Genomic DNA, 22,040 nt, shown 5'->3' with positions numbered 1-22,040 from the left:
TTTTCTGTGACTCGGCGCCGACACAATGGAAAAAGTGCACAATGGGCGACACCGAACACGCAGGGGCGCAGATTTAGCAGACGCCGCGTAGTATTTGCGGCATGATCTTTCGTCCACCTCGTATCGCGGGATGGCGCCGCAGGCTCGCGCCCATCCTCGGGCTGCTCAGTGCGCCGCTTGCCGTCACGGCGCAAACAGCGCCTCCGCTGCTCCGCGACTCCGTGGTGGCCCGCCTCGCCGAGCTGCGCCGTATTCACACGCCAGACGGGATTGAGCTGCTGGAGCCCGTGGCGATTGATGGCACGACGCAGTGGGTGAGTGTGCGCGGCAAGCACCGGGAGAATCCGGTCATCGTGATGATACACGGCGGTCCAGGGTCACCGACCATGCCGATGGCCTGGGCGTATCAGTCACCGTGGGAAGATTTCTTTACCGTGGTGCACTACGACCAGCGCGGTGTAGGGAAGAACGCCGCCACGGCGGACACGGCGGCGCTGACCCCGACGCTCACCTTCAACCAACTGGTTCGCGACGCCGAACTGATGGTGGGATGGGTGCGGGCCAAATTGGGCGTGCAGCGCGTGGTGGTCATGGGCTACTCCTATGGCACCATGATTGGCATGGCGCTGGCGCAGCGCCGCCCTGAGTGGCTGCACGCGTATGTGGGGGTGGGGCAGGTGAGTGGGAGCGGCGATGCCTATCTGTACCAGCGACTGCGTATGCTGGCGCAGGCCGCAGGACAGCGCGATGCGATGCGCGAACTCGATTCCATTGCGCCCTATCCACGCCCCGGTGCCCCGGTGAGTACGGTACTGCTTACGCGAAAGTGGGCTCGCTATTTCAACGGGGGATGGTACGGCAAGCCCACCTTTGATTTGCTGTTTGCCTTACCCGCCTGGGCTCCGGAGTACACGGCGGCCGATGTGGCTCGACAAACAGCAGCCACCCAATGGACGACCCGGACGCTGGTAGGGCGCGATGGTGCTACGCTGCCGGATTCGCTGGCGGTGCCCGTGGTGGTGATGCAGGGGAAACACGATCTGCATACGCCGTACGAACCGGCGCGGGCGTATGTGGAACGTTTGCGAGCACCACACAAAGCGTTCATTACGCTGGAGTGGTCGGCGCATGTCCCCATGCTTGAAGAACCGGGGCAATTTCTGCAGCAGCTGCTGACGGTGGTGCAGCCGTTGACGGTGAGGCGGTGACCGAGCACGCAGATCCCCACGCCGAGCGCCGCGCGGCCATTGCGGCGACGGTAGCGTGCATTTGCTTCGGCGCGTCGGTGGTGGCGACGCGATACGTGGTGCCGCAAACCACGCCAGTAGTGCTGGCCTTCATGCGCTACGTCATTGCCACGGTGTGCATGTTCGCGCTGCTGCGTCGCTCGGCCTTCATGCCCATGGCCGCGCGTGATCGCGTGCAGGTGGCGCTGCTGGGTGTGCTCTTCTTCGGCGTGTTTCCGTGGAGCTTCAGCGCGTCACTCACACATTTGCCATCGGCCACGGTGGCGCTGGTGGTGGCGACCAACCCGCTGGTAACGCTCGCGCTGTCGGCGCTGCGCGGAACGGAACGCCTGTCGGCGCGCGCCATCACGGGGCAGCTGCTGGCGTTGGCGGGGATCGTGCTGGCGCTGCCTCCCGTGACGCTGGGCACTGGCGCTTCCGAAGGGAGCGGCCTGTGGATTGGCTACGCCGAGGTGGCCACGACGGTGTTATGCGGTGCCGTGTACAACGTCTGGTCGCGCCCCATGCTGCTCAAATATCCGTCGGCCGTGGTGACGGGTTACGCAATGGTGGCCGGCACACTGGCGCTGGCGCCGCTGGCGCTGATGCAGGGGCTGCTGACACACACACGCACCATTACGACGAGTGGTTGGGGGGCGGTGTTCTTTCTGGGGACGCTGGGCGGGGCGGTGGGCTTCGGGTTGTGGGGCTATGCGCTCCGCCGCTCCACGCCGTCGCGGGTGGCGGTGTTTCTGGCGCTCAATCCCATTACCGCCATTGCGCTGGGGGTGCTGTTGCTGGGCGAACCGCTCACGCCGCGACTGGTGCTGGCGCTGGTCGCGGTGCTGAGCGGCATTCAATTGGCCACGCGGAAGTAGCACCTCGTGCACCGGCCTGGGCCGTGTGGTTCAGTGAACAGTTCGCCATGATAGCGACGGGCGATTTCCGACTGTAGTGTGGTGATTGCCCGCGCGGTGAACGCCCGCGCCAACCCAGTCCACACCACCGGTCCCTGTCCATGTCTCTTGATCGCCGAACGCTGCTGCAGCAGCTCAGTGCCACTGGTCTGGCCATTACGGGTGTGCCGACGGCGTTGCCGGCGCTCGAGCGATTCGTGCACGCGGCGGGTGATCAACAGGAGCAGGCCGATGCGGAGATGGTGCAGGACTACGACATGCGCTGGACGACGCGACTGACCGGCAAGCACAAGGCGGTGTACGACTGTCCCGACATTGGCGGCGGGTTGGGAGTGTTGCGCAGTGGCATTGTGGCCAGGCAATACATGGACGTGCTCAAGGTGCCGGCATCGGCCATCTCGAACGTGATTGTGCTGCGGCACGATGGCATCATGCTGGCCATGAATCAGGCGTTCTGGGATGCGTATGGTATTGGCGCCCAGTTCAAGGTCACGCACCCGTGGACGGGGGTGCCGCTCAGCAAAAACCCCGCCCTGCTGGGCCCGGGTGATGGCCTGCCGGCGGGGATTGAGCAGCACACGTTGGACAAGCAACTCGCGCGCGGAGTGGTGGTGCTGGCGTGTGCGCTGGCCTTTCGCGATGTCGTGGATCTCATTGCCGCCAAGGACAACGTGAGCGCGGCGGCGGCCACCACCAAGGCGAACGGGATGCTCATTCCCGGCATCCTCATGCAGCCGTCGGGCGTGTTTGCTGCCAATGTGGCGCAGGAACAGGGGTGCGTGTTCGTGCGAGCCACCTAGTCCCCCGCGCCACACTGAGAGGCGCGGGGGACGGGGTGGTGCCGTGCTGATTCAGTGCTGGTTCCTCCCCGATGTGGTATCCGGATACATCCCGCGGCGCTTCATCATGTTTTCGTGCATGGCTTCGCGACCGCGCTTCACCAGGTCGGTGACTTCCGCAGCGTGCGTCTGGAGCAGCTTCACCGTGGCGGGATCATCTGAAGTCTCGACCAGAATGACGCCCTTGGCCGTGATTTCCGTCTGCCGGACGATGCGGGTGCCGTTCTGCAGCACACCGTGCAGTGCGGGCGAGGCCATGGGCAGGTTGGGATCGTAGCCCTTGGTGACAAACTCTCCCGTGGTGGCCACATGCTTTTTGATCATGGCGGCCATGGTGGAGTCGTCTGATTCGGTCACGGTGCGGATGCCGTTGGGCAAGTTGGTGACGGTGCGGCGCAGCTTGTCGTGGTTCATGACCAGCTCGTGCACCACGCGCATGACCGCCTGATTCGTGGAGTCTCCCCGACCCATCATGCCGCCACCCATGCCACCACCCATACCACGGCCCATCATGCCGCCCTGCGCGATGGCCGGCGCGGACCAGGCGGCGGCGGCGAGAGTGGCGGTGAGGAGCAGGCGAGAATATGTCATACAGCCCTCCGGCTTTTGTGCGTGAGCGGATTTCCCCGTACGACGTAAATATACAGGTAACTGTATATAGCCATAAGCGGATAAATACCCGACGTGGTGTGGGTCGTTCCCCGACACAGGAGGGCTGTACCGTACAGGCTGGACCGTGCGGAGCGGCATGGCCGCGCCACGGATTGGCCGCGCCACGGATTGGGCGGACGGACCGGATCGTCCGGATACTGCAAACGCGAATGACGCCTAGCGGGCGGCGTCCCAGGGAATGAGCCAGGCGCGCTGCGCCAGCGAGGTGGCCACCCGTTGCAGGTGCGGGGCCTCCAAGCGTCCGCGAGCGGCGAGCACCGGATGCTGCGTGCCGCTGGCGGCGAGGCTGCCGTTCACGATCCACCCGAACGGGACAATCTCTGCGCGCGCCAAGTCCTGCTGCAGCCGCTCCGCTTCGTGCACCGGGGTGGACTCGGCGAGCGTTACGATGAGCAGGCGCGTGTAGCTGGCATCGCGCAGTCGCGGCAACAGCGTGCGCACCGATTCGGGGATGTGTGATCCCGCCGTGCGAGCGACTTCGCGGTGATAGCTCTCCGCGGCGTCGAGCAGCAGCAACGTGTGACCGGTGGGCGCGGTATCGAGCACGACGAACCGGTCGGCGGCGTCGGCGACCGTGCGGGCAAAGGCCCGGAAGACGGCGATTTCTTCGGTGCAGGGAGAGCGAAGGTCTTCTTCCAGCAGCGCCCGCTCTTCGGGCTCGAGCCCACCCGACGAGTGCTCGGCATCGGCGAGCACTTCACTGGCATAGCGATCTGTTTCCAGCGCCGGGTCGATGCGACTGACGGTGAGCAACGACGGCTGCGCGTTGCTGCCGGAGGCCAGCGTCACGGCATGGACCGCGGCTTCCACATGTGCGGCCGGGTCGGTCGTGGTGAGATGCACCGCGTGGCCGGCGCGGGCGAGCGCCTGGGCAATGCGGGCCGCCATGGTGGTCTTCCCGACGCCACCTTTGCCCATGGTCATGATGACCCCCCGACCGGCCGCGGCGAGTTGCTGCACCAACTCGTCGAAGGTGCCAAAGGGGTTGTAGGCAGCGGTGTGTGGCGTGGGAGCGCTGTGGAGCCCGGCGGGCGTCGAGGGTGTGTCCGCTGCGGCCCGTCCAACGGCGCGCAGGGCGGCCAGTCCGGTGCACTCCGATGCCACCAGCGGGAGTTCCACGCGGGGCAGGCTGGTGAGCTGTTCCGGCATGGCGGCCATGGCCGCGGTTTGTCGCGTGATGAACGCCGTGGCCACGGCATCCGAACCGCTGGAGCGCAGCAGTCCGTTCACCACCAGCTGTTGCTCGTGCATGCCCAGCGCATGGAGCTCGCCCGCGGCGCGCGCCGCTTCGTGCAAGGCACTTGGTTCGGCGCGCGCGACGAGCACCAGCGTGGTGCGGTGGGGGTCGCAGAGCGTCTGCACGGCGCTGGCGTACTGCTGCTGCTGCTCGCCGAGTCCGGCGAGCGGGCCAAGACAGCTGGCCCCGCTGCTGTTGGTGCTGATGAAGCCACTCCACGCGCTGGGGAGACTCAGCAGCCGCAGCGTATGTCCTGTTGGCGCCGTGTCGAACACGATGTGCGCGAAGCGCGCCAGGGCCGCATCGGTGAGCAGCGTGGTGAAGGCGTTGAAGGCGGCGATTTCCACGGTGCAGGCGCCGGAAAGCTGCTCTTCGAGGCTGCGCAGCGCGGCGTCGGGGAGCGCACCGCGATACGGGGCAATCATGCGCTCGCGATAGGCGGCGGCTTCCCGTACGGGATCGAGATTCATGACGCTGAGCTGCGTCTGGCCGCTGGCGTCTTCGGTGCGCGGGACCGGCGTTGGCTGTTCTCCAACCGCCATGGTGAAGACATCGTCGAGGTTCGACGCCGGGTCGGTGCTGACCAGCAGTGTGGGGCGGCCCAGTTCAGCGAGCCGCAGCGCCAGCGCACTGGCGACGGTGGTTTTGCCAACGCCCCCCTTGCCGGTGAAGAAGAGGTGCCGGGTGGCGTTGGTCGCCAGCCGCTCCAGCGCGTCGGGTGTGGCCATGATCAGCAGCAGCCGCTGCCGGGGGCACAGGCGCTGTTGGGGGGGACAACGGTGAGCGCGGCGACCAGTTCCTCGCGGGTGGGATAGCGCCCGTGCACCAGCACTTTGTCATTGATGAGCGTTGCCGGGAGCGCGTCGTCGCCGAAGGCCTGCAGCAGTCCCTGGATGCGGGGGTTGGCCACAAAGGCGTCGGGGGCGGTGGAGAGGCCGTTGCGCGACACGGTGGCGCCCTGTTTTTCCAGCCAGCGCAGGTCGCGCGAAATGGTGAGCAGGGCGGGATCGACCCCGGGGCCGCAGAGTCCGGTGGGGCAGCACATGGCCGGGTCAAACACGGCGACGGTGCCCGTGAGCATCGTGGCGGAGGCCGAAGTGGTCTCGCTGGGTGTCGGTTCGGGCAGCGCGGCCGGGGCGAGCGGAAGAGCGCGGGACATCGGGACTCCGGGTGTGCGGTGTGCTGGCGCAGCTACTACGGGAAACTTATATGCGGACAGCCACATATGACAGGTATGGCAATTTTCCAGTAGCTTTTTCTTGTTGTCGCAGGGCATGTGCCTTGTTCGGCGGCTTCCTCTCCCCTCACTCCCGTCTACGCTCTCCATGACCACTGCGACGCTGCCTTTGACGGCGCCGGGGGCGCCGGTGCCGCTGCATCGATATGCGATGTGGTGGATCACGGGGCTGCTGCTGCTGACGACCCTGGGGTTCTGGCCCTCATTCGTGACGCGTCTGGGCACGCATGATCTGGCACATACGGCCCACGGCATGGTGTCGTTTGGCTGGTTGCTGTTGCTGATAGGTCAGGCGTGGCTGATAGAGCGGAAGCAGCGCGCGTGGCACCGGCGCGTGGCGATGCTGGGGATTCCGCTGGCGTTGCTGATGGTGCTGACCGCGATTCCCATGATGCGGGTGATGCTGAAGGCGATGGCGGTGCCCGAGGCGCGACCGGTGGTGGCGTTTCTGGGGGCGTACGACGTGGGCGCGCTGTTCTGGTTTGTGGTGCTGTTCAGTGTGGCGCTGGCCAATGTGCGTCGCCCGGCGATGCACGGCCGTTGTCTGGCCTCCACCGCGTTTCTGGGGCTCGCCCCGGGCCTGGGGCGGTTCTTCATGTGGGGGATGGGCATGTCGCCCTTTGCCGCCGTGCATGCCACCATGGTGCTGGTGGAGGCGAGCCTGCTGGCGCTGTACCTGAGCGACCGTCGGGCGGGGATTCGCGAGTGGCCCTACGCAGGCACATTGGTGTTCTTCGTGCTCTGGCAGGGGATCATGGGACCGCTGGCGACATCAGACCTGTTTGCGAGATTTGCGAGCTGGCTGACGGCGGTGAACTGAGAGACTGAGATCTCCGAATCGCGAGTCTGAGGTGCGATTCGGAGATCTCAGTCTCTCACTCTCTCGCCACCGGCCGGTGTGTCCAGGTGAACGATGATCCCGTTCCCGGATCGAATCCTCGTGCGAGGGTGCTGATGGCCGCGGGGGTGCTGACGGTGACGGTGCGTCCGAGTTCGGCGTGGTATCGCACGGAGGCGAGATCGGTCACGGCGGGTACCTCGCGAGTGCTGCTGTAGATCCGCACCGGGCCCGTGGGGGCGAGGTTGAGCTGCGTCCAGGTGGCGCTGCGATCGTCGAGCAGCAGCGGCGTCAGTGTGGACGTAACGGTGGCGCTGAAGCCCATGTCGCCACCGGTGACGAGGCTGCGCGCCTTGGTGGCCCGCGGAATGACCCAGGCTTCAAGGCGTGGGCCCGCCAGCACGAGCGGAACGACCGTGTACGGCCGGTTGCGCTGACGCCAGGCGGGCGCAACCTGCGCACTGACATTGCGCGCCAGATGAAGTGCACGGAGCAGCGGCACGGTATCCAATGCGTCGGTGTGCGGGGCGCGATCGGTGAGGCGAATGAATCGCACGCCGCGCAGCGCCGTGAAGTTGCTGTCCACATTGTACACGCCACCAATGGGCACGCCCTCAGTAGTGCGCACACAGATGATGCCACGCGGCGCCCGGGCGGCGGGGCCAAAGGTGCCGCCGGCGCGCAGACGTGCGACGGTGGGGACGCACTGCATCCAGTACGCGACCGCGCGCGCGCGCGCATCTGCGGCGGCGAAGGCGTCGTGGAATGTGGCGGGCAAGCCATCGGCGGGGCGCAGTGGTGCGGTGTCCGCTGGTGCGAGCTGCACCGGCGTGACATCAGGTGCCGGGGCAGCGGTGGAGCCGGCGCAGGCGGCGAGCCCCAGGAGCAGGCCGGAGAGGACAACACGGAAACGCGACATGAAGAGAGACCACTGAAAGCGCGACGGGCGGCCCCCGCTTGGAGCTCGGGAGGCGGGACGAGGGTGCAACTTACCTGCTGTCTGGCCGTCGCGGGCCCGCGTTATGTTTCGGCATGTCGACGCCCCCTACTGCCCCCATGGAGCTGTACAAGGAGTTCACCATTGAGGCGGCCCATCGGCTCCCCCATGTGCCACCGGGGCATAAGTGTGCCCGCCTGCATGGGCATTCATTTCGGCTGGAAATCCGCGTGCGGGGGCCGCTCGATCCCACGCTGGGATGGGTGATGGACTTTGCCGATATCAAAGCGGCCTTCAAGCCACTGTATGATCAGCTGGATCATCACTACCTCAATGACATCCCCGGACTCGAGAATCCCACCAGCGAAGTGCTGGCGGTCTGGATCTGGGAACGCCTCCACCCCGTGTTGCCATTGCTGAGCGCGGTCGTGGTTCGGGAGACCTGTACCTCAGGGTGCGAGTACCGCGGGGCCCGGTAGGCTTGGGGGGATTCCCCCCTTACATGATGCGTCATTCTCATTATCCTTCGAGGGTAATGAGAATCCCTTATCGAGCACTCGCCCGGTTGTTGCTTGCGGCCCCCAGTCTTCTGGTGGTCCGCGCGGCGCGTGCCCAGGACACGCACGGCGAACTGCGCCACATCCACGGGGTGGTGGAGTCGGCGGCCTCGGGGAAACCGGTGCGCGACGCCGAGGTGGTGGTCACCTGGCAGGCGCGCACGGCGCGTCAGCGCAGCGACGGCAACGGGCGCTTTGACATGCGCGACCTGCCGGCCCAGATGGTGACGCTCAACGTGCGCGCGCTGGGCTTTGCGCCCTTCATGCAAGACGTTGACCTGCGACAGGCCGATCGCCTCATCACTGTGCATCTCGAACTGGCTGCCACCGTGCTGCAGGAGGTGGCGGTACGGGCTGATACCGTGCGAGAACCGCTGGCGCGCGTGACGGCGACCACCACGCTGGATGCGCAGGCGCTGGCGGCCACGCGCGGACAGACGTTGGGCGAGACGATCAAGAACCTGCCTGGCGTTGCCGTCATTCAGTTTGGTCCCAGCATCGCCAAGCCGGTCATTCGCGGGCTCAACTCGCAGCGCGTGCTGGTGATGAACAGCGGACTGCGTCAGGAAGACCAGCAGTGGGGCACGGAGCATGCGCCCAACATCGACAGCTTTGAAGCCGATGCGGTGAGCGTGGTACGCGGTGCTGCCACGGTGCTTTACGGCGCGGATGCCTTGGGCGGCGTGGTCCGTGTGGATACGCCCACCCTCCCCGACACGGGCGGCCTGCACGGCACGGTCGCTCTCAATACCTTCTCCAACAGCCGACAGGGCGCCCTGTCGCTGGGAGCGCAGGGGGCCAATCTCCCATTGCCCGCGATTGGCGCCGTGGGCTACCGCGTGCGATTGACGTCACGGGTGGCGGGCAACGGTGGCGCGCCCGACTACTTCCTGTCCAATACGGGCTTTCGGGAGCTGAACGGCAGCGTGGCGCTGGGCGTACGTCGCGATTGGGGGCGCGCCGAACTGTCGCTGACGCGCTTTGCGACGGAGCTGGGCGTGCTGCGTCAGGCGCACGTGGGGAACGCCGACGATCTCCAGCGCGCCATGACCACCGCGCCCCGCGACTCGGCGTTCAGCTACGACATCGGGCGTCCCAATCAGCGAGTGGCGCACACCACCATGCGCCTGCGCACCGTGCGCACGCTGGCCAATGATGCGTCGCTGGAAGTGGTGTACGGGTTGCAGTACAACCACCGCCGCGAATACGACAATCACGGGCCGCTGCGCTTTCGCGATGAGGCGGCGTTCAATCTCAAGCTGTTCAGCAATTCCCTGGATGTGCGCTGGACACACGCGCGCGTAAAGGGATGGCGCGGCACGGTGGGCACCAGTGCCCTCGCGCAAGGCAATCAGACGTTGGGGAAGGCGTTTCTCATTCCCGGCTACGATCTCTGGCAGGGCGCGGTGTACGCGCAGGAGGAGCTGGGGCTGGGTCGTTTCACGCTGCTGACTGGTGTGCGCGGCGATCTCATCTCGCAAACCACGCTGCCCTTTGCCGATGCGGGGATCCGGAGCGCGGCGGGCACACGCTCGTGGCGCAACATGGCCGGCTCGCTGGGCGCCGCCTATCTGGTGCGCGACGGGTTGGATGTGTCGGTGCGTGTGGCGCGCGCATGGCGTCCGCCAACGGTCAACGAGCGCTATGCGCAGGGTGTGCACCACGGAACGGCGCAGTACGAGCTTGGCGACGCACGACTGAACGCCGAAGTGTCGCAGGGTATAGAGGGCGCGCTGCGCTATCGCGGATCGCAGCTGCAGTTCGATGCGGCGGCGTATTCGAACACCGTGTCCGGCTTCATCTATCTGCAGCCCACACAACCCGTGCTCACCATTCGCGGGGCATTTCCGGGGTATCGGTACACGCAGGCGGATTCACGACTGCGAGGCGTGGAACTGTCGTCGTCGTATGCGCCGCACGCGCGCGTGCAGTTGCTCGCCAATGGCACCGTGGTACGCGGGACGAATGTGGCTTCTGGCGAACCGCTGTTCGACATGCCGGCCGATCGCATCAATCTGTCCGCGCGGCTGATGGGAACGCGCCCGTCGCTGGGACAGTGGTTTGTGGGGGCCGGCGCGTTGCTGGTCCGTGAACAGGACGGGGTGCCCAACGGCACCATTTATACACTCCCCACCGCCGGATACGGGGTGCTGCAGCTGGAGGCCGGTACACGGTCCTTCATGCTGCTGGGGCGCCGCACCGATGTCTCGCTCTCGGTGAACAACGCGCTCAACACCCGCTACCGGGATTACCTCAGCCGCTATCGGCTGTTTGTCAACGATGCGGGGCGCGATGTCGTGTTCCGTGTCACCATGCCCTTCTGAACGGGCCTTCCTCTCTCTTCCTGGAGAACAGCATGTTGAAGCTCTCGACTCGCCGTTGGATGGCGCTTGGTTCCGGTGTTCTGGTGTCCCTTGCTGCCTGCGGTGATTCCACCACGGCGCCCGGCGGAGAGTCTGAAGTCATTTCCCGCGTCAGTCTCACCCTGACGCCGGCGGCGGGTGGCACGGCGCTTACGACCTACATTGACGATGCCGATGGCAATGGCCCCACGGCGCCCAGCGCACAGGTGGCCATTCCCGCGCTCGCGCGTGGCGTGACCTATACGGGCACGGTGAAGTTCGAGAATCGGCTCGCGAACCCCGTGGAGGACATCACCGAAGAAGTAGAGGAAGAGGCCGAGGAGCACCGGGTGTTCTTCACCGTGACCGGTACCGGCGTGACGGTGACGACGACGGATGTGGATGGCCAGAACCGTCCGTTGGGACTGCGGTTCAGCAAGGTCGTGGGTGGCACGGCGACCGCCGGCACCACGCGCGTGGTGCTCTGCCACTATGACGACGCCCCCAAGGTGGCCTCGGCCACGTCGTGCACCGGCGAGACGGACATCGACGTGTCGTTCGCCTTCACGATCGCGCCGTAAGGCGCTCAGGCCACCGACGGGCGCAGCGCCTGCCGCCGAGTTTCCCATTCACCGAACCATTTGGTGAAGGCGGCGGCGGGCATGGGTCTGGCCACGAAGTATCCCTGCGCGACATCACATCCCAGTTCGCGCAGGAGATCCCAGTCCGACTGCAGTTCGACGCCTTCGGCGACGGACCGCATGCCAAGTTGCCGGGCAATGCCGAGGCTTGCTTCCAGAATGGTGCGGGTCGCGCTATCGGCGTGGGCCTGGTGCACAAAACGACGATCCACCTTGAGTTCATCGAAGGGGATATCGCGCAACTGGGCCAACGACGAATGGCCGGTGCCGAAATCGTCAATGGAGAGCCCCACGTGCTTGAGGCGCATGCGCGTGAGGACATCGAGCACCGCGAGCGGATTCTTCATGAGTCGGCTTTCGGTGACTTCGAGGACCAGCAAATGCGGCGGGATACCAGCGGCCCGCACCATGGCGGCGACGAAATCCGGGAATTCCAGCGTGGACAGGCTTTCCATGGAGATATTGACGGCGACGTGCAGTTCGCGTCCCTCCAGTCGCCAGCGTTTGCCTTGTTCCAGGGCGTTGACGAGAATCGTACGGGTGAGCGGATCAATGAGCCCGTGCTCTTCGGCCAGCTCAATGAACTGCGATGGCATCACCAATCCGTCGGTGGGGTGCTGCCAGCGCACCAGCGTTTCGACCCCGGTCACTTCGCCGTCGGCGAGACGGACCTTGGGTTGGTACACGTTGACGAATTCACCGGCGGCAATCCCGGCGGCGATGCGCTCGGGTGTATAGGCGGTCGCCGGTACGGCGGGATTGTGCACCGGTGTGGGGCCACGACGCGTGCTCTCGGCCGGCCCCAGCATGGCTGACAGCGCCGCCGGGGCCACCGGTTTGTGGACGGCCCCCCGCACATCCAGCTGGTGCGCTTCGGCCAGGCGACGCGCGGTCTGCAGAATGCGTTCATCTTCGCCGCTGACCAGCACCAACCCGCCGTGGAAACGCAAACGGGCGAGGTGTCGGATGAATTCGATGCCGTCGATCCCGGGCATCTGCAGGTCGAGCAGCACCATATCCGCGCAGTGGACATCCTGCTCCAGCACGTCGAGTGCCCGCGCGGGCTCGTCAAACGACACGATTTCCGTGAACCCCAGCTTGGTCAGCTGGTGTGTCAGCAATCGCAGGGCGAAGGATTCGTCGTCGAGGAGCAGCAACTTCACGGGAGTGCCTGAGTCAGGGCGAACATGACGGCGCCAACTTCCGGTTCGAAGTCCGTGGCGAGCCGGTGGACCAAATCCACATCGCGATTCCGTGCCGCCTGTTCCATTCGGTGGCTGAATTCACCGAGCGACAAAGCGCCAACCGCCCGCGACGAAGACTTGAGCTTGTGACAGGCCGCGCTCACCGTGGCGAGGTCTCCCTGCGTGAGCGCCAGACGGATTTCGGAAGCTAACCGATTGGTGTTCCCCCGATACTCCGTCAGAAAATCCGTTGTTACGTGTGGATCTTCCCCAACGAGTCCTTGCAGGACGGCAATATCGAGTGTCGGCAGTTGTGCCCGGGAAGGTAAGCTGGCGCTGACGGCGGGGGTGTGTTGCGGTGTTCCGGATGCGCCTTCTGCAAGCTCCGTGGCCGGGGCCACATACTGGGCCAGCGCGGTTTTCAGCACCGAGAGCAGCACCGGCTTGGTGAGAAAGTCATCCATCCCCAGGTCGCGTGCGCGCAGTTCTTCCCCACGCAGCGCATTGGCGGTGAGGGCCACAATGGGGATGTGGCGCTCCTCGCCGCTCCGTTGTTCGCGTTCGCGCACGCGCCGCGTGAGTTCGTAGCCATCCATTTGCGGCATGTGAAGATCTGTCAGCAGCAACGCATAGTGCTGCCCTTCCATCATCTTCATGGCCTCCACCCCGTGCCGGGCGATCTCGGCGGTATAACCCAGCAGCTCCAGTTGTTGCAGGATGACCTTCTGATTCACTTCATCATCCTCGGCCACGAGAATGAGCCGCCCCGCCGCCCGCGCCTGTTCCACACTGAGCGGATTGGCACGTCGCGGCGTTACCGGTAGCACGGGCAGATCTTCCTTCAGCAACTCCGGAGACGCCCGCCCGGCGGCAATGGCCACGCCGCGGAGCAGGCTGCGCGCACGCAGGAAATATCGATCGAGCGTGACGAGATTGGAGGCGACGATACGGGCTGTGCGTCGCCGTCCTTCCGTGAGGTGCAAGGCGCGTACGTCGCGGTCGCTGAAGCCTTCCACCTGAGGTGGTGTGTGGAGTGCGGCATGACGGAGGAACACGGCCGGCTTGGGGGCCTGCTGCAGCGCGGCATGCGCGGCGGCGAAATCCTTCGCGATCGTCACCACGGCGCCGGCGTGTCGCAGATAGGCGGCCACATCGTCAGCTTCGTGCAGCGTATCGCTGTCCTGCAGGATGACGCACGCCACGCCGCGGATATCGATAGGAATGCGGTCGGGGAGCGCAGGCGCCGCGTCTGAGGGGAGGGTGACGGTAAAGGTCGAGCCCACACCCTCGGCACTTTTCACCGTAATGTCGCCGTCAAACAGCTCGGTCAACCGCTTGCAGATGGCGAGTCCCAAGCCGGTTCCGCCAAAACGCCGAGTGGTGGAGAGTTCGGCCTGCGTAAAGGAGGTGAAGAGGTGCGAAATGGTGTCGGGAGACATGCCGATGCCATTGTCGAGGACGGCAAACTGCAGCCGCAGCGGCGACTCCTGTGCCAGACTCACGCGGACTGCCACACGGCCACGCCGCTCCGGTCGCCCACCACTGAACTTGATGGCATTCCCCACCAGGTTGTAGCAGATCTGCCGAAGGCGGACGGCGTCGGTGAAGATTCGGTCTGGCACGTCGGGCGCCTGGTAGATCATGACATCCACGCCGCGGGCGTCTGCCATGGGCGTGAGCGCCGTCTGCAGGCTGTCGAGCATCTCGCCGATCGAGGTTTCCACTCGTTCCAGCTCAATCCGTCCGGCCTCGATCTTGGAAAAGTCGAGAATGTCATCGATAATGCCCAGCAGATTGATCGCGGATCCCCGGATGACCCGTACCGCCTCGGCATCGCGTGGTGGAAGGGGGCTTTGCGTCAGGACTTCGGCCATGCCGATCACACCATTGAGTGGCGTGCGGATTTCGTGGCTCATGACGGCCAGAAACGCTGACTTGGCCCGATTGGCGGTGTCGGCTTCCCCCAGCGCCTTCTCGAGTTTGCTGTTGGCGGCCGCCAGGGCTTCGGTGCGTTGTGCGACCCGCTCTTCGAGGAGTTCGCGGTAGCGGGTGAGTTCATTGGACGCTTCCATCTGCGCCGTCACGTCCTGTGCGGAGCCGGTGGCGCGTATGGGAACGCTGCGGTCGTCGTACGCGACGCGGGCCCGAATGAGCGCGTACCGCCGTTCCTGCTTGCGGGTAAGGACCGGGACGGTAACCTCGTAGACATCATGCTCCCGGATCGCCCGGAAGAATTCGGACTGCAACCGGTCGAGATCGTCAGGCGTGAAGGCCCGTCGCATCATGTCTTCGGTGTTGTTGCCGGCGCGGTCGAGGTCAAACAGGTCAATGGTATCGTCGGACAACTCGCGTACGCGTGTGCGGAAGTCGTAGCTCCAACTGCCGAGGCGGGCAATGCGCTGCGCTTCGCGCAGCATGTCCTGGCTGTGGCGGAGCTCGCTGAGATCCACCCACCCGATGATGAGCTCATCAGCGGCGCGGGTGACGATGGCCTGTACCACGCGTTCGCTGCCATCGCGACAGCGAATGGTATACTCACGAGACCGACGTGGTGTGCTGCCTGGTGTGAGCTCACTGAAATCGCGACGGAACACTTCAAAGCTCTGGGCTCGATATACCGGGTCCACAAAGAACCGCTCGAAGCTGGCTTCGAGGGTCGGGATTTCGTAGGACTCGTAGCCAAAGAGATTCAGGAAGGCGCGGTTGACGCGTTGCACCTTTCCGGTGGCTTCCTGCACGACGTACGTGGCAATGGGGAGCGATTCAAAGTGATTACGAAATCGTTCCTCACTCCGCCGCCGACGATCCTGTTCGGCGACGCGCCGCTGTTCGGTATCGATGCCCTGCAACACCAGCCCGAGGATGCGGGAGATCTCCTCCAGCAACGTGACCATCTCGGCGTCAAAGGCTCCCGGCACGCTGTGGTACAGCATGAGCGCCGCCACGGGCTTGCCGTCCACAAACACGGGAAGCGCCGCCGCGGAGCGCAGACCGTACGATGCGGCCACCTTGGACCATGGTCTGGTGGAGTCGTCGGCACCGTACTCGTCCACCACAACGGAGCGCCGTTCCGTGATACACCGGCCGGTAGGTCCGTGACTGGTGGACAGGGCCGGATCGAGCGTGATCGTGATGGACTCGGCATACTCAGCGGCGTTGCCGGCGGCGACCACCGGGGTGACTACCTGCCGCTGCTCATCCACCGCTCCCACCCAGGCGAGCGGAAACCCGCCTTCGTTGACGGAGATGTCGCAGACGAGTTTGAGGGCGTCCTGGCGATCGCGGGTTTTGAAGAGCGCTTCGCTGGCGTGATTCAGAAATGCGTAGAGCTGATTGACACGTTCCAGGCGCCGGCGGGAGGCCAGAGACTCCGTAATGTCGCGCACGAACGCGTAATAGCGGCCACCAGTCTCGTCGTCGATGAAGGTGGCGCTCACATCCAGATCGATCACCTGTCCATTTTTGTGCCGCCAGCGCGTGACGTATCGCTCATTGATCCCGTTCCGAATGCGATCGAGGGCCGCGCCGACCTCTCTCGGGTCGTCCACCACTTTGACATCGGCGAGCGACAGGGCCAGCAGTTCGCTGCGACTGTACCCGGTGATGGCACAGAGGGCGTCGTTCACATCCATGAAGCGCCCGTTGATGTCGAGCACGACGAAGCCATCGGTGGATGTCTGCACCACGCGCAGCGTCCGCAGGGCGAGCCGTTCGTTGTCTTCGATGACTTTGAGCCGTTGGCTTCGTCCTACACTGCTGGTGACCGCGGTGGCGAGCGCGATGAGCAGCAGGAACGCCAACGCAATGGCGGTGGCGGCTACGCGGATGGGCGCTTCGGCTTCCTCGCGGTCAATTTTGGCCACGACAGTCCACGGTGTGCGCAGCACGGGCGCGAGGCCGCGGATGACGGGGACGCCGGCAAAATCTTCAGCGTCGATGCTGCGCCGCAGACGATCGGAGGCTGCTGCTGAGACCTGAATGGGGCGTGTCATTCGGTCTGTCTGCCGGTTCCCGGTCACAAAGGCGATAGCGGAGTCTCCGTCCAACTGGAGCAGCAGACTCTGGTACGATGCACTGGGGACCCCGTCTTTGAGCAACGGCACGAGTCGGGTGTCGACATCGAGCACGAGATACAGGGCGCCGTCGGCTGGACCGACGTTCTCGCGGCCGGCCCAGATGGGTGCGACCACGCCGTACTCCATGATTCCTTCCGGAGAGACGTGGAGCAGAATGGGCTGGGCCCGACCGCTGGTCATGGCGTTGGCCAACGCCTGCTTTTCACGGGCCTCCAGTGTATCGGTCCGCAACTGAGCCATGGTTTGCCCGTTGCGACCAAACACCATGAGGTTGTGGTAGCCGTATGCGCCGGCAACATCGTCGAGGGCTTGGCGGAGCTCGCCGGCATACGGTTCGGTCGGGACCCCGCGCCCGTCACCGAAGGCCTGTATGAGTTTGTCACGGCGGGCGAAGACCCAGGCATCCGCGATACGCTCATCAAGATGGGAGCGAATGGCCGTGGCGCGGGCGCGGGCGAGCGATTCGAGCAGCGCTTCGGTGCTATTGCGCACGCCGGCGGCGTAGCGCCTGTAGCTGGTGATTGCCGCTACCATGCAGAGGGCAATCACCAGCGTGAGCCAGATCCCCAGTCGCCGCGTCAGGGTGGTCCGAGACGCGGCCCCAAGGGCGGCCGGGGGCAACATGGGCGAGGGTGTTGGCATAGGCACCCTTCAATACTACCGCCCGCCGGCCAAAGTGTTGGCAGGGTTGCCCTTACCGACCGGCGGTCAGCCGTTCGGCAGGAGCGCTTTGGACAGGTTCATCATTACCGTGGTGTGCATATCCGACAGATTCCCCGACGCGTCACCAGCTCTGATGAGCTGGTCGTACGCCGTATCCAGGTCGGCGAAGCCGGGCATACCCTGCAGCTTCTGATCGATGCCGGTTCTGATGTCGGCGATGGCTCTCGAGTGCACTCTTTCGTTGTGCGCGCCAATAGTCTGCACGCCTTTGCTTCCCCCAGTGTCTCGCGCCAGGTTCTGATACTTCTTCAGCGCAATCTTTCGCACGATGAAGTTTGAGCCGTTCTGCGCTTTTTGCGCCAAGGCGGCTTTCTTCTGGGTGAAGGCAAAAAACTGCTCGCGCAATGCCAGGGCGTGGTTGAGCTGTTCCGTTCGTTCCTCGCGCGGAAGCAGCATGACGCCCATGATGAAGTTGATTAACGCGCTGACATAATTGAGCTCGAGCCCCGGCTGCTGCTTGCCCCGGTACACCTGAAGGGCGGCTTTGAAGTCTGACATCGCGGTGGCAACCGGTGGAGCTGCACCGATCGCCGATTCGAACTTGAAGGTCAGCTTGCCGATGTCGTTGGTGAACTGTGACATGGTAATCAGTACTCGACGCGCAGCTTGATGCCAAACGCTTTGCGGAAAGCGTTTTCCGTCATGGGCAGGTCGGCGTACTTCCCAATACCCGACGTGACCAGCTCTTCGTCCTTGTGCACCGTACCGGTGACATGGTGCAGGCTGTGAATGAGCTCATGCGCCAGCACGACGACCGGATTGGCAGCTTCTCCCTTGCGCGTCATGACCTGCGCATTGGTGAAGTACATGATGGAGCAGGTGCCACGCCCGTTGTCGGCGGCGGTTGGATCGATAGCCATGGCCGCACTGCCACCATCAATATGGAACGGGCAGCCCGCGATGTTGTGGGAGGCCGCAGCAGACGGCTTCAGTCCCGTAATGCTCATGGCGCCGTGGTCGCCGTAGACCTTGTCGGCCTTGAACCCGCTCTGGATGAAGTTGATGTCGGCGGCCGGGGTGATGACCACGTTGATACCCGACGAAAAGCTGATCTTTTTGGCGGCGGGGGTGAGGCTCGCGTGATGCTTGCGCACCTTGGGCTTGGCATCGGCGATTCCTTTAAGGAGCTGCTTGCCCAGATCGACCGAGGCGAGCATGCGCATGGCTTCGACCACCTGCGACTGAAAAAAGGGCTTCGACTTGGGATCGTAGCAGATCGCAAAACCCGGAAAGTCCGACAGCTTTTTGTTCGTGGTGCTCATCGCTTCTCCGTTGGGACGGTCTGGGGGGAACAGACGGACGCGCTATCAGGGTAGCACAGCACCAGATGATCATGGCGTGAACCTTTTATCATTCCGCGTTTCCTTCGGTGCCGTCAGCCGCCGATCATTACCGTTGGCGCTCCCATCACAATCGACCCGCCGTGCGCGGTGGTATCTCCCATGCGCGCAGCCGGTTTGTTCATGAGCATCACCGTGGCCGAGCCCTTGACGACGCTGTCGGGCGGTCCCACGCAGACGCACATGCTGCCAATGGTGGCGGATGGCATGAAGGCAATGATGACCGTGGGGGCACCAGGCACCACCACGGGTCCTCCAACGTGCGGAATAGGGGGCACACCGGGGGTCATCATGGGACAGACGTGCATATCAGTAATGCGGGCAGCTGGGGGCATGATGCGTTACCTCGCCGGTGGTGGTGCGGTGGCGCGATCGTACTCCTGCTTGAGCCGATGCTGCGTATCGTAGGCCAGCTGGAGCGCGGTATCCCAGCCACCCAGTCGCTTGACGATTTCAATGCCCTGAGCGGCAAAGGCCGTCATGGTCGGTTCGATCTGCTTGGGATCGGCGCCTGCAGTTGCGGCGACCAGCAGAGCGCCGCTCACCAGCGGTAGCGCGACGCCAGGCGGTGGGGGGATCGGCGGCAGATTGGCAGGCCCAACGGTGATCCCACTCAAAAAGACGGCCGCTGCCGCCATCCCGATGGGGGTGTCCAATCCGGCGGCATCGCCGGCCTCCCACGCGGCACGCCGTGCGTCGTCGTCAGGGCGTACAATCCACTGTTCAACGGCGGTGAGCGCTTTATGCACCGCGGCTGATGGCGGTTTGCCACCAGACGACTGCGCGGCGTACTTCGCGGAGACCCAGGCCCACCAGATGCTTTCGCGCGCCGGCAGGACGCCGGCAATGAGCCGCAGGGCGGAGGGGAGCTGCCCGCCCTGAACCCAGGTGGCGTAGATCACGTCGAGCGGACGTGAAGGGTCGAGCAGGGCCAACGCGCCGTCTTCGGGCGCGGTGCGCTCCAGCAGCCAGCGCAACAGCGGTGGGCAGGCGGCGAGCGGATCGGGGGCGATCGTGAGCGGTGTCGTCATGATGGCCGTCTCAATTGATCATGGTCATGCCGCCCTGAATCTTCACCATCGCGGCGCCCTTGATCTGCGTGGCAGCGCCCGACGAGACCTCGGCAGCGACACTGCCTTCAATCTTGACGTTGATGCCCTGCACCTTCACACCGCTCTGGTCGACCGTGATGGTATTGCCGCCCACCTTGATCTCCACCTTTGACATTGCCTCGAGATTGATGGCTCCCATGTCGGCCTTGATGGTGATATTGCCCATCTTGGCGTGCAAATCGATGTTGCCGGTGTCCACGGTGAGCTTGTAGTTCCCCGTTTTCACATTGATCGTGTCGTCCTGGGTGATCGTCGCCGCGCGCTTGCCTTCCACCTTGGTGGTGTCGTCGCTGGTGACTTCATGCGACTGGTTGGCCTTCAGCACCAGCTTGCGATCTTTCGTGACGGTAATGGACTCTTCGCCGTTCACCGTAACGGTGTGGTTCTTCTCCACGTGCAGCGACCGATTGTTGTCGGCGACCTTGATGATCTGTTCGCCTTTTTCAATCGTGTGCTTGTCGAAGCCTTCCTGCACCGTGCGCTCATCGTTGTTCTTGATGATGGTGGTGCGGTCGTGCTGAACCGTGCGACGCTCGTCGTTCTTCACGAGCGTCTCCAGGTCTTTCTGGGCCTGATGGTAAATCAGTTCCTCGCCCTTCTTGTCCTCAAAGCGCAGTTCATTGAAGTCGTCGGCGCCGCCCTTGAGCGTGCTCTTGGTGCGCACGCCACTTTGCGTCTTGTTGTCGGGGAGCTTCCACGGCGGCAGGTTGGCACTGTTGTACAGGCTGCCAACGATGACCGGATTGTCCGGGTTGCCATCGAGGAAGTCCACGATGACTTCGTGACCAATGCGCGGCAGGAACACCGCCCCGAAGTTCTGGCCGGCAAACGACTGCGCCACCCGTATCCAGCAGGAGCGATCGAGCTTCTTGGAGTCGTCGACATCCCACTTGAAGACGACCTGTACCCGCCCGTGCTTGTCGGGATAGATCTCCTCGCCTTCCGGACCCACCACGATGCCTATGTGGGCGCCGCCCACCCGTGGCCACGCGGTAACGCGCGGAGGACGATAGGGGGTCGTGGCCGGAATGGCGGTAAACGAATTGCCGTAGCTCGGATCGCTGGCGTCGGCAAAATACGAGCCGTTGGCCCCCTGGTGCTGCACCCCCAGCACAAACAGCTCCACGTTGAGCGCGGTACTGGGATGCTCGTCCACCTTGACCTTCGCACCACTCTGCAGCCCGACATAATTGGACTGCCCGCTGTACACCACGGCCTCTGCTTCCGCGGCCTCCTGGCGGAGCCGCGCGTACACTTTGGTGTCATCGGGCAATTTGCCAGCATCGCTCGCCGTATCGCCACCGCTGTGGCTGATGCCACTGCGGTGCGCGGTCAGCTGCTGCTCAAAGCGGTACGCCTTGATATCGGCGGGGGCCTGAAACGAGCCCCCACCACTGACCAGATTACCCACGTTGCGTGTGGCCAGAAATTCGCTGGCCGTGCGCACGCGCGTTTCCGCAACGTACGGCGCCGCCGACATGGTGAGGCCGGTCAACCGGCCTTCGCGCCGACCGTCGGTATCGTAGACCAAGGTGCTGACGCCCCACGCGGCCTGCGCTGACGCCGACGTGTCGCCCATCACCAGCTTGGCGGCGCCGCCGGCGTGATCAAACCGATACCAGATCCCTTCCTGCTCCAGCAGGCGGGCCACCGTGCGCCACCGGCTCTCCCCATACCGGAAACAGTACGGGCGAGGATCCAGTGTTCGCACCAACTTCCACTCGAACGGCGTGCCCTTGAGCAGATCGCCGCACACATCGCGGGCGCTCTTGTTCTGAAAAATCTCGTACCCCTCGTCGAGCGATAGCGCCCAGTGCGGCGGAACGATTTCCAGTTCGTAGCCGGCCAGCCCATCACGCGCTTCGCCGGTGAGGGCGAAGCGACTGACGATGCCGTGCACCGTACGACTGCTGCCGTCGGGCAGTGTCATGTCGATACTGACGGCCTTGAGGAGCAGCTGCTTGGGCTGGATGGTCGGGGTATTGCTCCAGGCGTGCACCACGAAGCGAAAGAACGTCGACACGTGCTCTTCGCCGGAGAACGCCGTGAGGAGAAGGGTATCCTTCCCCAGTGGCGTTGTCAGTCGAAAGGGGCGGTTGTCCTGCGTGTAATTCATGCGACGTACCTCCGCGTACTGCTGGAATTGCCTGGTGTATACTGAA

At 64.6% G+C, this 22,040-nt stretch carries 18 protein-coding genes; 7 read left to right on the top strand and 11 right to left on the bottom strand.

What is annotated here, in order from left to right:
* The first annotated feature begins 101 nt into the window (after positions 1 to 101).
* The 3 genes from GEMMAAP_RS19470 (at position 102) to GEMMAAP_RS19460 (ending at position 2,943) form a co-directional block, all read left to right on the top strand.
* Positions 102 to 1,208: an alpha/beta fold hydrolase gene (locus GEMMAAP_RS19470; RefSeq protein ID WP_053333822.1), complete on the top strand. Its 1,107-nt coding sequence runs from the start codon at positions 102 to 104 to the stop codon at positions 1,206 to 1,208.
* Positions 1,205 to 2,104, top strand: a complete 900-nt coding sequence (locus GEMMAAP_RS19465; protein ID WP_053333821.1) for a DMT family transporter — start codon at positions 1,205 to 1,207, stop codon at positions 2,102 to 2,104. The genes GEMMAAP_RS19470 and GEMMAAP_RS19465 overlap by 4 nt, the downstream gene beginning before the upstream one ends.
* 140 nt (positions 2,105 to 2,244) lie before the next feature.
* Positions 2,245 to 2,943 (top strand): hypothetical protein, encoded by a 699-nt coding sequence (locus tag GEMMAAP_RS19460; protein ID WP_026848862.1) that lies wholly within the window; start codon positions 2,245 to 2,247, stop codon positions 2,941 to 2,943.
* Positions 2,944 to 2,994: 51 nt separating this feature from the next.
* Here GEMMAAP_RS19460 and GEMMAAP_RS19455 read toward each other — a convergent pair whose 3' ends face one another.
* The 3 genes from GEMMAAP_RS19455 to arsD form a co-directional block, all read right to left on the bottom strand.
* Positions 2,995 to 3,573, bottom strand: coding sequence for a hypothetical protein (locus GEMMAAP_RS19455; RefSeq protein WP_053333820.1), 579 nt, complete (start codon positions 3,571 to 3,573; stop codon positions 2,995 to 2,997).
* Positions 3,574 to 3,810: 237 nt separating this feature from the next.
* Entirely contained in the window at positions 3,811 to 5,619 is a 1,809-nt protein-coding gene (gene arsA, locus GEMMAAP_RS19450; protein WP_026848861.1) for an arsenical pump-driving ATPase, read from the bottom strand.
* A 2-nt stretch (positions 5,620 to 5,621) separates the two neighbouring features.
* The gene (gene arsD / locus GEMMAAP_RS20710; protein ID WP_053333819.1) at positions 5,622 to 6,050 is read right to left on the bottom strand and encodes an arsenite efflux transporter metallochaperone ArsD; all 429 of its coding nucleotides are present in this window, start codon (positions 6,048 to 6,050) and stop codon (positions 5,622 to 5,624) included.
* Between the two features lie 166 nt (positions 6,051 to 6,216).
* Here arsD and GEMMAAP_RS19440 point away from each other — a divergent pair, with 166 nt between their 5' ends.
* On the top strand, positions 6,217 to 6,948 hold the full coding sequence (locus GEMMAAP_RS19440) for a hypothetical protein (RefSeq protein WP_075071582.1): 732 nt from the start codon (positions 6,217 to 6,219) through the stop codon (positions 6,946 to 6,948).
* 55 nt (positions 6,949 to 7,003) lie between these two features.
* Here the strand turns inward: GEMMAAP_RS19440 and GEMMAAP_RS19435 are convergent, their stop codons facing one another.
* Positions 7,004 to 7,885, bottom strand: coding sequence for a hypothetical protein (locus GEMMAAP_RS19435; RefSeq protein ID WP_026848859.1), 882 nt, complete (start codon positions 7,883 to 7,885; stop codon positions 7,004 to 7,006).
* A gap of 137 nt (positions 7,886 to 8,022) precedes the next feature.
* On the opposite strand from GEMMAAP_RS19435, the gene queD reads away from it, so the two are divergent.
* From queD to GEMMAAP_RS19420, 3 genes are read left to right on the top strand one after another with little or no spacing between them, the layout of a single operon-like run.
* Complete coding sequence (queD, locus tag GEMMAAP_RS19430) at positions 8,023 to 8,382, top strand: 6-carboxytetrahydropterin synthase QueD (RefSeq protein WP_026848858.1); 360 nt, start codon at positions 8,023 to 8,025, stop codon at positions 8,380 to 8,382.
* Positions 8,383 to 8,438: 56 nt separating this feature from the next.
* On the top strand, positions 8,439 to 10,784 hold the full coding sequence (locus GEMMAAP_RS19425) for a TonB-dependent receptor (RefSeq protein WP_158514939.1): 2,346 nt from the start codon (positions 8,439 to 8,441) through the stop codon (positions 10,782 to 10,784).
* Positions 10,785 to 10,816: 32 nt separating this feature from the next.
* On the top strand, positions 10,817 to 11,383 hold the full coding sequence (locus GEMMAAP_RS19420) for a hypothetical protein (RefSeq protein WP_075071581.1): 567 nt from the start codon (positions 10,817 to 10,819) through the stop codon (positions 11,381 to 11,383).
* Positions 11,384 to 11,388: 5 nt separating this feature from the next.
* On the opposite strand, the gene GEMMAAP_RS19415 is transcribed toward GEMMAAP_RS19420, so the two are convergent.
* From GEMMAAP_RS19415 to GEMMAAP_RS19385, 7 genes are all read right to left on the bottom strand, one after another.
* Positions 11,389 to 12,606, bottom strand: a complete 1,218-nt coding sequence (locus GEMMAAP_RS19415) for an EAL domain-containing response regulator (RefSeq protein WP_043580047.1) — start codon at positions 12,604 to 12,606, stop codon at positions 11,389 to 11,391.
* Complete coding sequence (locus GEMMAAP_RS19410; protein WP_082821519.1) at positions 12,603 to 17,345, bottom strand: PAS domain S-box protein; 4,743 nt, start codon at positions 17,343 to 17,345, stop codon at positions 12,603 to 12,605. The genes GEMMAAP_RS19415 and GEMMAAP_RS19410 overlap by 4 nt, the downstream gene beginning before the upstream one ends.
* Before the next feature lie 66 nt (positions 17,346 to 17,411).
* Positions 17,412 to 18,008 carry a hypothetical protein gene (locus GEMMAAP_RS19405; RefSeq protein WP_026848855.1) on the bottom strand — a complete coding sequence of 199 codons (597 nt, stop codon included), beginning with the start codon at positions 18,006 to 18,008 and terminating at the stop codon, positions 17,412 to 17,414.
* Positions 18,009 to 18,013: 5 nt separating this feature from the next.
* On the bottom strand, positions 18,014 to 18,688 hold the full coding sequence (locus GEMMAAP_RS19400) for a M91 family zinc metallopeptidase (RefSeq protein ID WP_026848854.1): 675 nt from the start codon (positions 18,686 to 18,688) through the stop codon (positions 18,014 to 18,016).
* A 113-nt stretch (positions 18,689 to 18,801) separates the two neighbouring features.
* Positions 18,802 to 19,101, bottom strand: a complete 300-nt coding sequence (locus GEMMAAP_RS19395; RefSeq protein ID WP_026848853.1) for a PAAR domain-containing protein — start codon at positions 19,099 to 19,101, stop codon at positions 18,802 to 18,804.
* A 6-nt stretch (positions 19,102 to 19,107) separates the two neighbouring features.
* Positions 19,108 to 19,797, bottom strand: a complete 690-nt coding sequence (locus GEMMAAP_RS19390) for a DUF6931 family protein (protein WP_026848852.1) — start codon at positions 19,795 to 19,797, stop codon at positions 19,108 to 19,110.
* Between the two features lie 10 nt (positions 19,798 to 19,807).
* Entirely contained in the window at positions 19,808 to 21,994 is a 2,187-nt protein-coding gene (locus tag GEMMAAP_RS19385) for a type VI secretion system Vgr family protein (protein WP_026848851.1), read from the bottom strand.
* Positions 21,995 to 22,040: the final 46 nt, after the last annotated feature.

This window comes from Gemmatimonas phototrophica, from assembly GCF_000695095.2.
In the GTDB taxonomy this organism is placed as follows: Bacteria; Gemmatimonadota; Gemmatimonadetes; order Gemmatimonadales; family Gemmatimonadaceae; genus Gemmatimonas; species Gemmatimonas phototrophica.
Note: the sequence above shows the minus strand (reverse complement) of the source record. Positions and strands in the feature narration are given on the sequence as shown.

Bases quoted from the DNA above. Each gene is read 5' to 3' on its own strand.
- GEMMAAP_RS19390 (WP_026848852.1), bottom strand. From the start codon at position 19,797: ATGACGACACCGCTCACGATCGCCCCCGATCCGCTCGCCGCCTGCCCA.
- GEMMAAP_RS19385 (WP_026848851.1), bottom strand. From the start codon at position 21,994: ATGAATTACACGCAGGACAACCGCCCCTTTCGACTGACAACGCCACTG.
- GEMMAAP_RS19435 (WP_026848859.1), bottom strand. From the start codon at position 7,885: ATGTCGCGTTTCCGTGTTGTCCTCTCCGGCCTGCTCCTGGGGCTCGCC.
- arsD (WP_053333819.1), bottom strand. From the start codon at position 6,050: ATGTCCCGCGCTCTTCCGCTCGCCCCGGCCGCGCTGCCCGAACCGACA.
- arsA (WP_026848861.1), bottom strand. From the start codon at position 5,619: ATGGCCACACCCGACGCGCTGGAGCGGCTGGCGACCAACGCCACCCGG.
- GEMMAAP_RS19400 (WP_026848854.1), bottom strand. From the start codon at position 18,688: ATGAGCACCACGAACAAAAAGCTGTCGGACTTTCCGGGTTTTGCGATC.
- GEMMAAP_RS19470 (WP_053333822.1), top strand. From the start codon at position 102: ATGATCTTTCGTCCACCTCGTATCGCGGGATGGCGCCGCAGGCTCGCG.
- GEMMAAP_RS19425 (WP_158514939.1), top strand. From the start codon at position 8,439: ATGAGAATCCCTTATCGAGCACTCGCCCGGTTGTTGCTTGCGGCCCCC.
- GEMMAAP_RS19410 (WP_082821519.1), bottom strand. From the start codon at position 17,345: ATGCCAACACCCTCGCCCATGTTGCCCCCGGCCGCCCTTGGGGCCGCG.
- GEMMAAP_RS19420 (WP_075071581.1), top strand. From the start codon at position 10,817: ATGTTGAAGCTCTCGACTCGCCGTTGGATGGCGCTTGGTTCCGGTGTT.
- GEMMAAP_RS19405 (WP_026848855.1), bottom strand. From the start codon at position 18,008: ATGTCACAGTTCACCAACGACATCGGCAAGCTGACCTTCAAGTTCGAA.
- GEMMAAP_RS19440 (WP_075071582.1), top strand. From the start codon at position 6,217: ATGACCACTGCGACGCTGCCTTTGACGGCGCCGGGGGCGCCGGTGCCG.
- GEMMAAP_RS19455 (WP_053333820.1), bottom strand. From the start codon at position 3,573: ATGACATATTCTCGCCTGCTCCTCACCGCCACTCTCGCCGCCGCCGCC.
- queD (WP_026848858.1), top strand. From the start codon at position 8,023: ATGGAGCTGTACAAGGAGTTCACCATTGAGGCGGCCCATCGGCTCCCC.
- GEMMAAP_RS19460 (WP_026848862.1), top strand. From the start codon at position 2,245: ATGTCTCTTGATCGCCGAACGCTGCTGCAGCAGCTCAGTGCCACTGGT.
- GEMMAAP_RS19395 (WP_026848853.1), bottom strand. From the start codon at position 19,101: ATGCCCCCAGCTGCCCGCATTACTGATATGCACGTCTGTCCCATGATG.